Origin of the sequence: uncultured Granulicatella sp., assembly GCF_938030755.1 — a bacterium.
GTDB lineage: Bacteria > Bacillota > Bacilli > Lactobacillales > Aerococcaceae > Granulicatella.
Genome location: NZ_CALHIF010000047.1, coordinates 1 through 15,805 on the forward strand (window position 1 = coordinate 1; position 15,805 = coordinate 15,805).

General features: G+C 34.6%; 12 protein-coding genes. 2 read left to right on the top strand and 10 right to left on the bottom strand.

All coding sequences use genetic code 11. From position 1 onward, the window contains the following. The first annotated feature begins 144 nt into the window (after positions 1-144). Complete coding sequence (phnE, locus tag Q0594_RS04850) at positions 145-954, top strand: phosphonate ABC transporter, permease protein PhnE (protein WP_298730124.1); 810 nt, start codon at positions 145-147, stop codon at positions 952-954. Positions 955-1,026: 72 nt separating this feature from the next. Here phnE and Q0594_RS04855 read toward each other — a convergent pair whose 3' ends face one another. From Q0594_RS04855 to Q0594_RS04900, 10 genes are all read right to left on the bottom strand, one after another. Then, positions 1,027-1,653: a DUF624 domain-containing protein gene (locus tag Q0594_RS04855; protein ID WP_298730126.1), complete on the bottom strand. Its 627-nt coding sequence runs from the start codon at positions 1,651-1,653 to the stop codon at positions 1,027-1,029. Between the two features lie 205 nt (positions 1,654-1,858). After that, the gene (addA, locus tag Q0594_RS04860) at positions 1,859-5,554 is read right to left on the bottom strand and encodes a helicase-exonuclease AddAB subunit AddA (RefSeq protein ID WP_298730128.1); all 3,696 of its coding nucleotides are present in this window, start codon (positions 5,552-5,554) and stop codon (positions 1,859-1,861) included. Continuing rightward, entirely contained in the window at positions 5,551-9,120 is a 3,570-nt protein-coding gene (locus Q0594_RS04865) for a PD-(D/E)XK nuclease family protein (RefSeq protein ID WP_298730130.1), read from the bottom strand. Before Q0594_RS04865 ends, addA begins: the two co-directional genes overlap by 4 nt. A gap of 126 nt (positions 9,121-9,246) precedes the next feature. Beyond that, complete coding sequence (gene nrdH, locus Q0594_RS04870; protein WP_039848779.1) at positions 9,247-9,483, bottom strand: glutaredoxin-like protein NrdH; 237 nt, start codon at positions 9,481-9,483, stop codon at positions 9,247-9,249. Positions 9,484-9,611: 128 nt separating this feature from the next. Further along, on the bottom strand, positions 9,612-10,256 hold the full coding sequence (locus tag Q0594_RS04875; protein WP_298730132.1) for a thermonuclease family protein: 645 nt from the start codon (positions 10,254-10,256) through the stop codon (positions 9,612-9,614). A 52-nt stretch (positions 10,257-10,308) separates the two neighbouring features. Further along, positions 10,309-10,869: a ribosome recycling factor gene (gene frr, locus Q0594_RS04880; RefSeq protein ID WP_005605498.1), complete on the bottom strand. Its 561-nt coding sequence runs from the start codon at positions 10,867-10,869 to the stop codon at positions 10,309-10,311. Positions 10,870-10,872: 3 nt separating this feature from the next. Continuing rightward, a complete protein-coding gene (pyrH, locus tag Q0594_RS04885) occupies positions 10,873-11,595 on the bottom strand; it encodes a UMP kinase (protein ID WP_298730135.1) in 723 nt (240 codons plus the stop codon). Positions 11,596-11,672: 77 nt separating this feature from the next. Continuing rightward, a complete protein-coding gene (gene tsf, locus Q0594_RS04890) occupies positions 11,673-12,554 on the bottom strand; it encodes a translation elongation factor Ts (protein WP_298730137.1) in 882 nt (293 codons plus the stop codon). A gap of 115 nt (positions 12,555-12,669) precedes the next feature. Beyond that, positions 12,670-13,440: a 30S ribosomal protein S2 gene (gene rpsB, locus Q0594_RS04895; RefSeq protein WP_039848780.1), complete on the bottom strand. Its 771-nt coding sequence runs from the start codon at positions 13,438-13,440 to the stop codon at positions 12,670-12,672. Positions 13,441-13,627: 187 nt separating this feature from the next. Further along, a complete protein-coding gene (locus Q0594_RS04900) occupies positions 13,628-14,701 on the bottom strand; it encodes a hypothetical protein (RefSeq protein WP_298730138.1) in 1,074 nt (357 codons plus the stop codon). Positions 14,702-14,972: 271 nt separating this feature from the next. Here Q0594_RS04900 and Q0594_RS04905 point away from each other — a divergent pair, with 271 nt between their 5' ends. After that, positions 14,973-15,407, top strand: a complete 435-nt coding sequence (locus Q0594_RS04905) for a LytTR family transcriptional regulator DNA-binding domain-containing protein (protein WP_158696655.1) — start codon at positions 14,973-14,975, stop codon at positions 15,405-15,407. The last annotated feature ends 398 nt before the right edge of the window (positions 15,408-15,805 follow it).

Below are 15,805 nucleotides of genomic sequence, written 5' to 3' on the forward strand. Positions count from 1 at the left end.
AAGAGCGAGAGAAGGCTGCGAAGGAAGCTGAAGAAGCATCCGTTTCGGCTGACTCTGATTTTAGTGATTCTATTCTTTACGGTAGTCTTGATTGAAAGCATTAGTTATTATTTACGTACTAAATTAGCGTAGGAGGGGACTTAAATGAATGAAGCAGTTTTAAATCAATATCAAAAAGCTCCTCGTACTTGGATCGTAAAATTAATAGTTGTTTTAATTCTTGTAACGCTTATTGCATGGTCTGGTACGACTATTGAATTAAGTAAAATTCCTGAGAATGGCGCTGAAATCTCAAAGAATATTATTAAAGGGATTTTCTCTCCTGATACAACACTCTTATTCGATAGAACAAATAAAGGTGTAGCATACCTATTGTTAGAAACAATCTGTATTGCATTTTTAGGAACTTTAGTAGGATCAATTTTAGCAATTCCATTTGCTTTCTTATCTTCAACAAATATCGTACCGAAACCTGTAGCATTAATTTTCCGTACATTAATTATGGCCATCCGGACAGTTCCAACATTAATTTATGGGTTAATGTTCATTCGTGTAACTGGTCCAGGGGCATTTACAGGTCTTTTAACAATGTCTGTAGCATCGATTGGAATGATTTCTAAATTATATATCGAAGCAATCGAAGACTTAGATTACAAGATTTTAGAATCTTTAGATGCTAGTGGTTGTAACTTTTATCAAAAGATACGATTTGGGATCCTTCCTCAATTAATTCCGTCTTTCATTTCGACGGTAATTTATCGTTTTGATATGAACTTAAGAGATGCGACAGTTTTAGGGATGGTAGGTGCCGGTGGTATCGGTTCTCCTTTAATGTTTGCGATGAGTGCTTATAAATGGAATGAAGTAGGGGCCATTCTTTGCGGATTAATCATTTTAGTATTATTCATTGAATTTGTATCTACTAAGATTCGTACACGACTAGCTCGTGGTTAATGTTTATCTATTAAATAACAAAAAAACGACTTACAGAGCATTTCTGTAGGTCGTTTTCATTTGTAACTATGTCTATTTTATCTTTGTGAAAATTTCACGAATTAATGGTGCAAAGCTATATGCAATGGCTGCAAATCCAATCAATAAAAAGAATGATAATACAGGCACTGTCTGGTAAATAGCGAATAAAGTTGCAGCAATAATAACTACAGCAATAATCAGTGATTGAACAGGCATTACGATAATCAGTAAATAACTGTTTTTAACGAGACGCTTTATAGGACTAAAATACTGAGTCGTCATTGCAAGACCAATAATTGAAGCTACAATAGTTACAACTAAAATGAATGCTGATAACATGAATAACATAAAGCCGATAATTTTGAACAAATCAGCATTAGTATTCGCAAAATTCCAGTAAAACTGAGCCATATAAACTAAGGCTGCAATTAAAACTAAATACACAATCCATAGCAGCATTTTTTTAGTAATATCACGTTTAAATTCATTCCAAAACGGCTTAACGAGTGTGCGATTTTCATCCTCAGAAAGCTTAAGTGTTGTATGAATTAAGGCTGAAACTGCTGGACCAATCGTAACAACAGGTATACATAGAACGATAAATAATAGATTTAATAAAATAAAATCAGCAACTAATGTAGCGAAACGCCAAAACTTGCTGTCTTGATTATATTGCATATGAGACCATCCTTATTAATTAATTACCTTAACAGTATACGTTGAGGAACTTTAAAATGCAATAATGTTTCTTTATCATATTTCAACTACATGTATAGGTTTACATAATATATATTATACTAAGTTGTGTATCAAAAATTAATATATCCTCCATCATCAACAAAATACGCCCAGCGTTTATTAGTAACACTGAGCGAATAATCATTTATATAATTTTTAATGTATCGATATCTATATTCTTGTTAATTGATAATAAACATAGAACTTTTCTTGTAACTTTTTTGTTACAACTGATGGCTAATGCATCCGCGTATATATTTAATTGGTCTTTATATTTACGGACGATGCTTTGAATTCCTTCTGTAGAATCCACGACATAATCTGTCTTATAATCAAATACGATAATTTCATCATCTAATTCGATATATCCATCGATAATCCCGTGAATCATCATCAAATCATCTGTGTGAATCGATTTAAAGAAATTGTTTGCTTCTAATACATAAGAAAATGCTTGCTCACGTACTAAAGCATGTGAATTTTGCACAATCAATTGACCGAATGTTGATTGGAAGAATTCGTATGCTTGCGTCAATGGAACTTTTGCAGCAACTTCTGGTGTAATTTCATTAGACTCAACCAAACTTCTGAGTAATTGTTCTAATGAATCTAGTGTAATTTCACTTGTAAAGTCTACCTTCTGCATTAATAAATGAAGAGCACTACCTCTTTGAGCTCCAGTAACAGTTGTAGAACTCGTTTGCATAAAGCGTGGTTGTTCCAATGTAGGAGAGAGATAAATAGCTCTTCTCCCCTCTTCTGTCAAGCTATTTTGTGATAATTCTTCAATAACTGGATCTTCAAGCACACGTTTTAATTCAGACACACTTTGATAACTTGTTGTCTTGCTTTCACCGTCAAACTGATAATCTTGTTGAATGGTTTTTAGCATACTTTGAACTCGAGTCTTCAATTCACTTGGAGAATTTGCTTCACTATAATATTCATGCCAATCTTCTTGGAAGACTTCCTTATCACTGATTTCATGGATATAGTGTTTGCTATTCGATACAATATCCGCCTTAGCAACAATTTCAGGAGTAATCTTGTATTGTTCGCGAATAGAACTCAGTAGCATCCAGTTAAGGAATGCACCGCTTTTGAATCGTGCTTGATACGGTAAAATTTCACTAGATTCATTTGTTAAAAAGGCATATTTCTTCTTAAAGGTCTCGTAGTTTTTAAGAGTACCTACAATAATTAGTTTTTCACGTGCACGAGTCATCGCTACATATAATTTACGCATCTCTTCAGAGAGTAATTTTTTCTTCTCGAAGTTTCGTGTGGCTACCGCTTGAACGGTTGGATACGTAATACGAGTGCTTAAATCGAAGTAATTCGTACCTACACCAATCTCATCTGAGCACATGATAGATGCTTTTAAGTCTTGCATATTAAATTTGCGATTGGTATCAATTAAGAATACAACTGGGAATTCCAACCCTTTACTTGCGTGAATTGTCATCACTTGTACAGCATTGGAATCCGTTGCTATTGGCGCTTCATCTAGATCTTTTTCTTTCTTTTGAAGAGCTTCAATGAAACGAATAAAGTTACGAACGCCCTTAAAACTACTGGATTCATACTGATGAGCGTGTTCGTACAAAGCATGCAAGTTTACAGCTCTTTGCACACCGTTTGATTGTCCATGAACATATTCCAAGTAATGCGTATCCATATAAATTTCCCAGATTAACTGAGCGATGGATTCGTTATTAGCGCTGTCTCTCCATTTATTTAACAATGTTAAAAAGCCTTCTAGACGTTCTTTAAGTGCTAATTGTTGCTTAGAATCATAGTAGTCCAGATCTTGCAACTTAAATTTAGAAACAAATTGGCAAACTGCTTCGTAGTAACTTGTATTTTTGGATGTTGTACGAATGTGCGCCAATGCGATTTCGTCTAATCCCACAAGTCCTGAACGCAATACAGCAACTAATGGAATATCTTGTAATGGATTATCAATCACTTTTAATAAAGAAACCATTGTTGTAATTTCAGTACGTTTAAAGTATGATTGCGCCTTTTGAACGTTCACTGGAATTCCATAAGCAGCAAAAATAGATTCGATTTTATCATTATTACTCTTTGTAGATGAAAGAATGGCGAAGTCTCCATAATTTACTGGACGTTGGGCATCTGCTTTATCATTCATCACTTCAAAAGGTGTATGAATCATCTCTTGAATACGTTGTGCAACATAATGAATCTCGTTTTCTACTTTTTCAAATTCTTCAGCTTCTTCTATGGCTTCGACATCTTCTTTTAAATCAACATCTTCAATAAGGATGATTTCACTTGTTTTGTCGTCATCGTGTGAATAAGAGAGATTTCCTGTTTTAAGTGCAGCGACATCGTCATATACCACTTGTCCCAACTCTTTATTCATAATTTGTTGGAATACCTTATTCGTAAAGGAAAGAACCTCATCTCTAGAACGGAAATTCTCTGCTAGAACGATTCTCTCTCCACTCTTCCCTTCAGCATACGCTTCGTATTTTTCGCGGAAAAGAGACGGATCTGCAAGTCGGAATCCGTAGATAGATTGTTTCACATCACCTACCATAAAACGGTTATTAGGCTTACTTACAAGCTCTAAAATCGCTTCTTGGACACGGTTCACATCTTGATACTCATCGACCATGACTTCTTTAAAGTGTTTTTGATAATATTCTGAAGCAATCTTTTGACCATTTGAATCTAATTTTGTCAAAATTCTCAAAGTATCATGTTCTAAATCCGAGAAATCAAGCTTATTTAACTGATGTTTTTCATTCTGAAATCGGTCATAGAACATCACAGCAATATCAGAGAGTTTCGATAAGATTCGGTTTACTTTCACCATTTGTTGCAGTTGAATTTCTGGAGAAATCGCAAAGTAATCCTCTTTGATTCTTTGGAAGTCTTTTTTTAGCCCTTCACGGATTGCTTTAATATCGTCAAGATTATCTTTAACCGATTCATCCACTTTAGCAGTGGACCAATTTTTAAATTTTCTGTCTGCAAATGTCTGATATGCAAAAACATAGGATTCTTCTTGGATATGCACCAGAACAGCTTTAACAAAATCTAAATCATCTTCTAGAACTGCTTGATGCTTGGGTGCTCCAAGGATTTCGATTTCTTTAAGTAGCTGATCATATTGTCTAGCAAGATAAGATAGTTCCTCAATCAGTGCGGGTTTCACGTATGTTTTAACAAAGGGGGTTGAAGCATAATCAGTTCCTACAGCATAGTTATCAGTCAAATTTGATAGCCATGTTTTTGGTTCTCTTTTCGAACGAGAATATTGGTATAGACGGTAAACAGTATTGGTGATACCGTCGTCTGAATGGTCGCTTGAGAACGTTGCAAACACTTCTTCGTATTCAGGATGTTCAAGAAGTTCTTCTTCTAGTGCTCTCCATACTTTCTCTTGTAGTAATTGCCCTTCAATTTCATCCATCATCGTAAATACGGGGTCAATCCCTGCTAAATAGAAATAACGACGAATCACTTTCATACAGAAACTATGGATTGTTGAAATCATAGCAGATGGAATCAGTTGCAATTGTTTTGCAAAACGTTGCTGAAGGATTTCATCCGTTGATTTTTCAATCGCTTCTTCTAATTTAGTACGAAGTCGTTCCTTCATTTCTTTTGCTGCAAGTTCTGTAAAGGTTACAACTAGTAATTCATTAATATCGATACCCTCTTGAATATGCATGAGAATACGCTCTACAAGAACTTTGGTCTTTCCTGATCCAGCTGAAGCAGAAACAAGAAGATTGTTTCCTCGAGTGGCAATGGCTTTCCATTGATCAGGTGTTGCTTGTAGTTCTTTTGGTTTCTCTGGAATCATTCTTCTGTCTCTCCTTTCTTAGTTTTTAATTCATCTTGAATAAATGTAATCCCCTCTTCTTTTTCAAACTTTTGAAGAGAACGATATCTGTTTTCTGGGTTTGTAGCATCAAACTGTGCAATACTACTAAATTTACCGGATACAGAATCTGCATATTGTTTAAAGTCCTCGTAAGGAGCAAGTGTGATATCTCCCGACAGGATACCTCTACCCGCTTCTTGAATTTTTTCCCATACAAAGTCTTTAAATAGCTTTAATTCTTCTGTCGTATAAACGCCATTTTTATAAGTTGCACTAATATTCCCATCTTTTTTCAGAGCAACATTTAATACATTTGATTTACTTGTTTCAACTAATTCCGGATTCAGTTTAGCAATCTCATCTGAGTTGACTAACCCACGATGTTTAAATGCTTTTGTCCATTCTTGCATCAATTTATCTTCAGTCGGAACCTCTTTAATGCTGAATTTTGGATTATGCACATGGATATAACTTGCTTCCAGAGGCGTTGGAACCAACCCTGTTTCACTTCGGATAATTTCTTCAGATACTTTTAAATACGTTAACAGTTGAATTTGAACCCCTGCAATCAGTTTTGCAATCTCAAATTTTTGTTCAGAAGACTTGTAGTCAATAATCCCATTATAAATTCTGTTATCCGACTGCAATAAGTCGATACGGTCAATCTTCCCACGTAAATGAATAGATTGATTATGTCCAATTGGAATATGAATTGGATAGTTTCCAGAAGTCCCGAATACCACTTCGGTCATCCAAGGTTTTGTCTCTAGCGCTAAGGCTTGTTTTTGAAGCGCATTTGTCGTTTGCATGAGTGTTTGGTGTAACAATCCTTGGATGAAGTTTAAACGTCTAGAAGAGGCTAAAATCGCAAATTTCGGATTGTCTTTCATTCGATTGAAGATATCTTTTTCAATATCCAACTTTTGCTCTAACGTTAAGTCTCTTAGAGATATCCCACGTGCATTTAACTCTTTAATAAACTGATCAAAGAATTCATGGAAGTATTCACCAGTATTGGCTGGTGAAAGTTCAAATTCTTGGCGTTCTTTCAATCTTAATCCGTATTGTAAGAAATGGCTAAATGGATCTTTATAGTACGTTTCAATTTGAGATGTTGATAAATTTAATTGATTTCCATAAAGCTCTTGCGCAAGAGAAAGTGGCAATTTACTTGCTACATTCAATCTAAAGACAGACGCTAGTAATGCGTGATAGTTAGCGCTGAATGCGGCGTCAGTTTTTAGTAAATGCGGAATTAATTTCCACAAGAAATCAATCTCTTCTTTTTCTTTGAACTTGTTTGCTCTCATCTTCAATAGAAGCGTTGTAAAGAGTTCATATGGAACAACGAAATCACCTTGTTCTAAGCGGTTTTGTCGGTTCAACGACCCATCAATTTCTTCTAGTTCATAGTGTTTTAATAAACGTTGTATGAAATTTGAAACCAGTTGTTCTTTACCATCTTTAGAAATAGCACAAGAGAGATATAGGTGATCTGTTGCGCTCATGAGTAACTGATAGAATACAAACGGCTCAACGGATTGCAGCTGACCTGTTGTTGGCGCAAGGAAACGTCCACTATCTAAATGATTTGAGAATAGTACACGTTCATCGTCTGTTAATAGTCCTGTTTCATCAATATTACGAGGCATTACACCTTGCGTTAGTCCCACTGCAAAAGTAATTTTCTTCGGTGTATAACGAACGGAATCCATCCCAGTGATGGTTAATTCATCTAATGTAGATGGTGCTAAATTATAGTGCGTTTGTTCAAAACCAGTATGAAGTAACATCATAAAAGTTTCCCAATCAAAGGATTTTTCACTAAAAATATAAATATATTCATCTAGCAATCGGATAAATTCGGACCAAACTTGTTCTTGACGTCTAGCTGTTTCTACATCTCCTTCTTCAGCAGCAACATCTCTCCAATAAATAAAGGATTGATCAACGCCTAAAGTTAATAGTAATTGATATAGTACAGAAACAGCTTCTTTCGTTGTAGCTGCTTGTTCTATTTTTTTGAATGCAGGTAATAATACACTTGTTAATTCATCGCGAAGTTGCTCTGCTTTTAGTAGAACTCGTGTATTTTTATCAGTCTGTTCCGCTTTCGAATCTTCGTCAATGGAATCTTCCACATACGCCCAAGATTTCCCATTTGTCCATTGATACCCTTCGTAACCATTGGCAAGAATAACCGTTTCTGTTTCGTCTAATTGTTGTCTAAACGCTTGTAATTGGTCCTTAAGTGAAGTTTCATCGTCTTTATGCCATAAGATATATTCACTACGAAGAAGACTCATAATATCGGCATAACGCCAGTCATAATTCCAAATAGCAAAAAGCGCGTCTAGTACTTGAATGATTGGATGATGTTCCATAGAATCTGATAAATCGATAAATCCAGGAATATCGTATTGCTTTAAAAGCGATTCTAAGAATAAATGATTCCCTTCTAAATTACGTCCTAAAATTTGGATATCTTTGTAGCGAACTTTTCCAGTTTGCACCATTCTTTTAATTTGGGCAAAAGTTTCTTGGTACTCTTCTCTTTCGTCCGTATATTTAGTAAAAGTAATCTTTTGTAATGGAATTTTTTGTTCTGGTGTTCTTTTCACCTTTGGAAGTCCACCATTTGTTTCCAGCCAGAACTGTTCCACCTCTTTAAATTCTTCATCAAAGATAGATTCAGTATTATCCCATTCGATGATGCGTGCTAAGTCATCTCCTCTATTGATCCATCTTGAGAGTCTCTCCAGGAGAATTCTATTTGAAGTAAACAGTGAATCTCCTATTTCATTCTTGGCAGTATGTACACCATAAGTTGTTAATGTAGCATGAAATTCAACAGTGGCACCACTTCCCACTAAAGCTTCAATTACTTCCATTTCAGCCTTCGATAACGTTACCATTTCATCAATCGCAATAAAGGTACTGGATAAATCTTTAGAAGCAATGACACTACATAACTGGGCATAACTTTCTTCTTGGTGAACAAAATCTTGTTTTAGTGCATTCGTATAGTAACGATAAATAATTCCAAATTCTTTTAATCGTTGCTCGTTTTCAGTAGGGTTGGTTGCTTCAAAAAAGCTTGAGAAATCCTCAATTTCAATTCCTCCTGATTGAAATTCATTCATTACTTTGCTTAGTTGTTCAAGAAAACCTTTATGACGAGCTTCATTTTTAAAGAGTACTAGTTCGTCAGAATGCTCCTCCAAAATGGATTTCAAAAGCATTGTAATTCCTACTTTTGAAATGGAGAGTTTTTCTGTAATAGCTTCATTACGAAGGAGATACCATAATAAACGTTTAAAACTATAAACTTGTAGTCTCGTAGAAGCGTAACTTCGATTACTTGAATGCGTTAACAACTCCCCGACACTTCGAATCATTTCCATTTCAGCAGTAAATTTAATATGGTCTGGAACGATATAAAAAACTTGGTGTGTTTCTTTTTCTTTCAACCAATTTGCAAAATGTTCAGCAATTTTTTTTGATTTGTTGATTGATTTTTTTGAAATTACAGCTTTAAATCCCATTATTTCCCCTCCCTTAAAAGTCTTCTTTAGTATATCATGAAATCGAGCAAACACGCCTCTTTATTGCAATAAAAAACACCTTTAGTAGCTTTTCTACTAAAAGTGTTTTTCAATATAAAGATAAACTTATCCTACTAATTTTTCTAAAAGATCAGGACGGAATCCGAAGAATGGTTCAACGCCATCAGCAACAATTACTGGTAAAGACTGAAACCCTAATTCTTTCACTTCAGCTAAAGCTTCCTCTGACTCGAACACGTCTTTTACAGTGAATTCTACGTTGTTATTTTCAAAAAATTGTTTTGTAAAATTGCATTGCATACAATTTGGTTTAGAATAAAGAATAATATTGCGATTTGACATATTACTTCTCTCCCTTTTATTTTTTCTGACAGAAGTTATCATACATCATTTTGACCTAAAATACAATATATAGTTCTTATGAAAATACAATATCCATTTTCAACACAATATATAGTTTTTTTCACAAATTACTTATAAACGCTGATATCATAACCTTTATTCGTTACATATCCCTCTTTTTCCCATATATTTTTCTTTTGTTTTTTTGCTTTCTTTTCAATTTCTTGGAATTGCTTTAATAAACTTGTATTGGGTTCATATGCATAACCGACTCTTGCAAGACCTTCTTCAATTAGAATATCTTGAAGTAACTTACCATCCACATATACGTACATTAATGCACGGTCATACTTATCTGCATGATCTCCAACGTCAAAACTGCCTTCAATTTTCTTAGCCTTCTTTAATAATTCTTCTGTTCTTTCCTTAGCTTTATCAGCAAAGGGTTGAGCCTCTTTTCCTTCTTTAGCAGTTTCAGGCGCATCTACAATCAATAAGCGAACTTTGAACTCTTTCCCTTCATAACTCAGATGAAACGTATCTCCATCAGCTCCGTACACATATTTAAAAGGATACTTTTTCATGCTTTTAAAGAAATCAAAGTTCTTTCCCGTAAAAGAAGAACTAGACGTATTCTGAGAGGTTTTGGAAGAAGAATGAGCATTTGATTTATTTGTGTTTTTTTGCTCACCAAAAGCCTTATAAAGAGCAAATACGATTATGATAATTATTGAAATAATAGTACTAATCAATTTCCATTGTTTTTGTGTCATCACTCTACTCCTTTATAAATAAAAAAGAGGCAAATGCCCCTTTTTATTCAAATTATACTTCTAAAAGTTCTTTCTCTTTAGTTGCAGCTAATTTGTCGATGTTTTTAACACTATCATCCGTTACTTTTTGGATGTCTTTTTCTAATGTGTGTAATTCATCTTCTGTAATTTCTTTTGCTTTTTCAGCTTTCTTCGCTTGATCAATTGCATCACGACGAATATTACGTACGCTTACTTTTGCATTCTCAGCTTCTTTACCTACTTGTTTAGCAAGCTCTTTACGACGCTCTTCTGTTAATTGCGGAATAATTAAACGAATTACGGAACCATCACTTGTTGGCGTAATTCCAATATCGCTCATTAAAATCGCACGTTCAATGTCATTTAATGAAGATTTGTCATAAGGAGTAATTAAAAGCATGCGAGCTTCAGGAACTGTAATTGAAGCTAATTGGTTTACGGGAGTTAATGCTCCGTAATATTCCACTTCTAGACGGTCTAAAAGACTTGCATTCGCGCGTCCAGCACGAATAGAACCTAACTCACGTTGAAGTGCGTCTTCAGATTTTTTCATACGCTCTTTTGTATGAGCTAAAATTTCACTAGTTGACATATCCTATTTCCCCCTAACAGTTGTACCAATGTTCTCCCCTAATACAACGCGTCTGATATTTCCCGGTTCATTTAAATTGAACACCACTAATGGAATATCATTATCCATCGAAAGTGAACTTGCAGTGGTATCCATCACTTTTAATCCCTTTTGAATAACGTCCAAGTGTGTTAATTCATTATATTTTTTCGCATTTACGTCAATACGTGGGTCAGCACTGTAAACACCATCCACATTATTTTTCGCCATTAAGATTGCATCTGCTTCGATTTCTGCAGCTCGTAAAGCAGCGGCTGTATCTGTTGAGAAGTATGGATTCCCTGTACCACCGGCAAAAATAACTACACGTTCTTTTTCTAAGTGACGTACCGCTCTACGACGAATATAAGGCTCAGCAATTTGGCGCATGTCAATTGAAGTTTGAACACGAGTTGGAACACCTACGTTTTCTAAGGCATCTTGAAGCGAAAGAGCGTTCATTACAGTAGCTAACATTCCCATATAGTCTGCTTGAGCACGCTCCATACCAACTTCTTCGCCAGTAATTCCACGCCAGATGTTACCACCGCCAACAACAATTGCGATTTCAACACCAAGATCATGAACCTCTTTTAATTCTTTAACAACTTCTTTAATCGTTGGTGGATTAATCCCGAAGCCTGCTTGGCCAGCTAAAGCCTCACCACTTAATTTTAAAACCACACGTTTATATTTTGGTTCAACCATTGCTTTGTCTCCTTAATCTTTATAAAAAAAGGGAATAGCGGGTAGTGGACTACCATATTCCCTATCTTCAACAATAATTATTTTCTAACTTGTCCCATTACTTCTTCAGCGAAGTTATCAACACGTTTTTCTAAACCTTCACCAACTTCATAACGGTGGAATAATTTAACTTTTCCGCCTTTAGAAGCAACGAATTTAGAAACTGTTTGATCTGGATCTTTAACAAATGGTTGATCGTTTAAGCTGATTTCAGCTAAGAATTTATTTAAACGTCCAGCGATCATTTTTTCTACGATGTTAGCTGGTTTGCCTTCGTTTAATGCTTGTTCAGTAAGAACTTTCTTTTCATGTTCTAATTCTTCTTCAGAAACTTGTGAACGGTCAATATATTTAGGGTTGATTGCAGCGATATGCATTGAAACATCTTTAGCTGCTGTTTCATCAGTTGTACCTTCCACAACTGTTAACACACCAATACGTCCGCCCATGTGTAAGTATGCACCAAAAGCATCTGCATCAGATTTTTCAACGATTTCAAAACGACGTAAAGTGATTTTTTCACCGATAACTGTAGTAGCTTCAGCAATCACATCAGAAATTTTTCCGTTTGGAGTTTCAACTTCAAGAGCTTCCTCTAATGTAGCAGGGTTTGCTTTTAAGATTGCTTCAGAAACTTCTTTAACTAATGCTTGGAATTTGTCGTTTTTAGCAACGAAGTCAGTTTCAGCATTTACTTCTAAGATAACTGCGCGGTTTCCTTCTACTAATACATTAGTAATCCCTTCAGCAGCGATACGATCTGCTTTTTTAGCAGCTTTTGCCAATCCTGCTTCACGTAAGAAATCAACTGCTTTGTCGATATCTCCTTCAACTTGAACTAATGCTTTTTTAGCATCCATCATACCTACGCCAGTCATATCGCGTAATTGTTTTACTAATTGAGCTGTAACTTGAGCCATTCTCAATTCCTCCTATAAATTGCTTTAAAATTTTTATGAACTTTTTAAAAAAAGCTGTTTGAATTGAAAAGTCTATTTCGCCTCTTTCTGATTCAAACAGCTTAACAGTTAGTGATTATTCAGCGTTGTCGCCTTCAACTAATTTTTCGATATCTTCTAATGAAGTATCTTTATCTAAGTCTTCAACGTCTACTGCTACGTCTTCACCTTGGTTACCTTCGATGAATGCATCAGCCATTTTAGCAACGATTAATTTAACCGCGCGGATAGCATCATCATTTGATGGAATAACAACATCAATTTCATCTGGGTCACAGTTTGTGTCAACCATAGCAACGATTGGAATGTTTAATTTGTGAGCTTCTTGAACTGCAATGCGTTCTTTACGAGGGTCAACGATAAACATTACATCAGGAATGCGTGGCATATCTTTAATACCACCTAAGTATTTTTCAAGTTTGTCTAATTCTTTTAATAGAATACCAACTTCTTTTTTAGGTAATACTTCGAAAGTGCCGTCTTCTTGCATTTCTTTGATTTTTTTCAAACGTTTGATACGTGTTTGGATTGTATCCCAGTTCGTTAAAGTACCACCTAACCAACGATGGTTAACGTAGTATTGACCTGAACGGATTGCTTCGTCTTTAACAGCATCTTGTGCTTGTTTTTTAGTACCAACGAATAATGCAATACCACCGTTTTCAGCAACTTCATGCATATAGTTGTATGCATCGTCCACTAATTTAACAGTTTTTTGTAGGTCGATGATATAGATACCATTTCTTTCTGTGAAGATGTATCTCTTCATCTTAGGGTTCCAGCGACGTGTTTGGTGACCGAAATGTACACCAGCTTCTAACAATTGTTTCATTGAAATAACTGCCATTTTTGTTTTCCTCCAATTTGGTTTTTATTTTCCTCCCCAATTTTCAGCGATAAGACCTCTTCTAAAAGAAGCACCAATCTTAACATCCAATTAGGTGTGAATTCTTTTGGTTTTTACACCATCAATGATTGTACATGATAAACCGTTTGAATGCAAGGAAATTCTATTGTTTTTTATACATATATCATCACTCTTTTCCTTTAATAGTATCTTTTTCAAAATGCCCAATCCCATCTTCTACCACGAAAGTACTAATAATATCCTGTGTCTTTCCGTTTACCAATAGACTTCCACTGAATTTATAAATCCCGTCAACAAAGCTTCCTTTAGGCATAGAGGTTAGTTTTTCTTTAAAATAATCTAATGAACTACTCTGACGATCATCTAATTTTGAATTTAAATCTGAATAAAAGATTAACTCTGTATCCATATAAACAAGTTTAGAGTTCATTAATTCTACTGGGTCTATATTATAGAAACCTGCAGCATCCGTATCTCCATTCTCACGATTTGAAATTGCCTTAGATAAAAGAACGCTATATAATTTCCCCTTATTAGTAGGCACTAACTCTGATAATCTCTTCTCAAAAAGGTTAACTCCTAAAGCTTCATGAACGGTTTCCTTAAATTTCATTACTAAGCTTTTTGTTTTTCCATTCTCGCGATACAAATCAAATAAAAAATGAAAATGTCTGTAATTTATTTGATTGAAGAGAGTCTTCTCCTCTTCGGAAAGGTAATTTTGAATGAAATCAAGCTTATCCTCTTTGTATTCATTTTCATAACGATTTAAATCTTTTTCAACAGCTGTAAGGTTTTTTGTTAAGTTAGTACCATCTGATAACTTTTCCTCATATGTGATTTTTGTCAAAGTTTCTCCATTTGGCTCAATTACATGCTTTTTCTCTTTAATAGTAACTGATCCTTTTAGCCCAATCTCTTTAAATGATTGTTGTAGACTTCCCCGTGCATAAGAAATCGAGGCAAATCTATTTTGAAAAAGAGTGACATTAGAGAAAAGAATTAAAAGAATCCCAAAAAATACACTTAGTTTTGCAATAGACTTATAATCTCTACTTATTTTTACTTTTTGTACTAGACCAATGATGAATATGACCGAATAAACAAGACAGATACCCGCCGTAATCTCAAAATGAGAAATATAGTTGACTAGAAATAACTCGCCGGTAAAAATACCCGATAACTGTAACAATAAACCAATCAACGCCAACCCTAGTTGAATCGAACTAAAAAATCGCATTTCCCTACTCTCGTTAAAATCAGAATGAATCTTCATTTGGTCACGTAGTAAAAAGAAATTACCGAAAAAGATAATAAGAAAATATAAGCTAAAAAAGCGCAATTATCTTAAAATAGCATAAGTTGTGGCATCGCTACGAACAAATTCAATATATTGATTTTGAGGTCGAAAAAAGTCGATTTACTTTTAGTGTCTGTAAGGTTAATATTAAGCCACCAGCCACCCCTGGTTGTAAATGTGTGTTATTTCATATCGTAAGAAGGAGCAAATTATGTATAAAGAGAACACAGACACAATATCAATTATCACTGGGTCGACATGCGCGCAAGTTGCTATTGATGACATCGAATTTATAGATAGGGAAGGAAAGTCTCTTCTAATTTATACGTCATCATACATATACAAAACTTTCGCCAAAATTGATGATATCGCTTATCCATTGATAGGCAGGTCGTTTTTTAGACCTCTTGTTGGCCTAATTATTAACTTCGATAAAGTAAGAAAAATTGACAAATACGAAATCGAATTTGAATCTGGAAGGAAGATAGGTATAGGAAGAAACAATCACTCTAAGATTAGAAGGGCGTATAAGAAATATCTATTTAGATATCCGCCATATGTAACTGTGGATTGGGAGAGCAAGCCACACGCGACAATTAACTCACTTTGGGAAGATGAAGTAAAATACAAAGGGAAAAATCATTAAGTGAGTTAAATGCATTAAAAGTCTGCACTATTTTAGTGTGAGTTAAAGAAGGAAAATAAAATAGTGTAAATAAATATATAGTATCTATGTAATTGTAAAAAAAGTGTGAATGAAAGATTGAATGATAAAAATGTCGTGCTATAAATGATATAAAACAGTGTTTTATTGATACACTTAAAGAAAAAGAGCTAGTAAAATAAGAAAAGTGTAAATAATATAATTACAAAATTGATACTACTTATAAAATTGAAATCTAATAATAAAAGGAAAAGGTTGCTAACCAGGGGTTGACAGGCAATAGTGCAGACTTTATAATGAAAAGAACTCGTTTTCTAAATAGATTACGAGTGAGCGGGCCAGGGCGTGGCAAGCAAGAAATCTAAAAAAAGATGAAAAAA

Excerpts from the sequence above, each read along its gene's own strand:
- nrdH (WP_039848779.1), bottom strand. The coding sequence starts at position 9,483 with ATGTCAAATCGCAATATTATTCTTTATTCTAAACCAAATTGTATGCAA.
- addA (WP_298730128.1), bottom strand. The coding sequence starts at position 5,554 with ATGATTCCAGAGAAACCAAAAGAACTACAAGCAACACCTGATCAATGG.
- pyrH (WP_298730135.1), bottom strand. The coding sequence starts at position 11,595 with ATGGTTGAACCAAAATATAAACGTGTGGTTTTAAAATTAAGTGGTGAG.
- frr (WP_005605498.1), bottom strand. The coding sequence starts at position 10,869 with ATGTCAACTAGTGAAATTTTAGCTCATACAAAAGAGCGTATGAAAAAA.
- Q0594_RS04855 (WP_298730126.1), bottom strand. The coding sequence starts at position 1,653 with ATGCAATATAATCAAGACAGCAAGTTTTGGCGTTTCGCTACATTAGTT.
- Q0594_RS04875 (WP_298730132.1), bottom strand. The coding sequence starts at position 10,256 with ATGACACAAAAACAATGGAAATTGATTAGTACTATTATTTCAATAATT.
- phnE (WP_298730124.1), top strand. The coding sequence starts at position 145 with ATGAATGAAGCAGTTTTAAATCAATATCAAAAAGCTCCTCGTACTTGG.
- Q0594_RS04865 (WP_298730130.1), bottom strand. The coding sequence starts at position 9,120 with ATGGGATTTAAAGCTGTAATTTCAAAAAAATCAATCAACAAATCAAAA.
- Q0594_RS04905 (WP_158696655.1), top strand. The coding sequence starts at position 14,973 with ATGTATAAAGAGAACACAGACACAATATCAATTATCACTGGGTCGACA.
- Q0594_RS04900 (WP_298730138.1), bottom strand. The coding sequence starts at position 14,701 with ATGCGATTTTTTAGTTCGATTCAACTAGGGTTGGCGTTGATTGGTTTA.
- rpsB (WP_039848780.1), bottom strand. The coding sequence starts at position 13,440 with ATGGCAGTTATTTCAATGAAACAATTGTTAGAAGCTGGTGTACATTTC.
- tsf (WP_298730137.1), bottom strand. The coding sequence starts at position 12,554 with ATGGCTCAAGTTACAGCTCAATTAGTAAAACAATTACGCGATATGACT.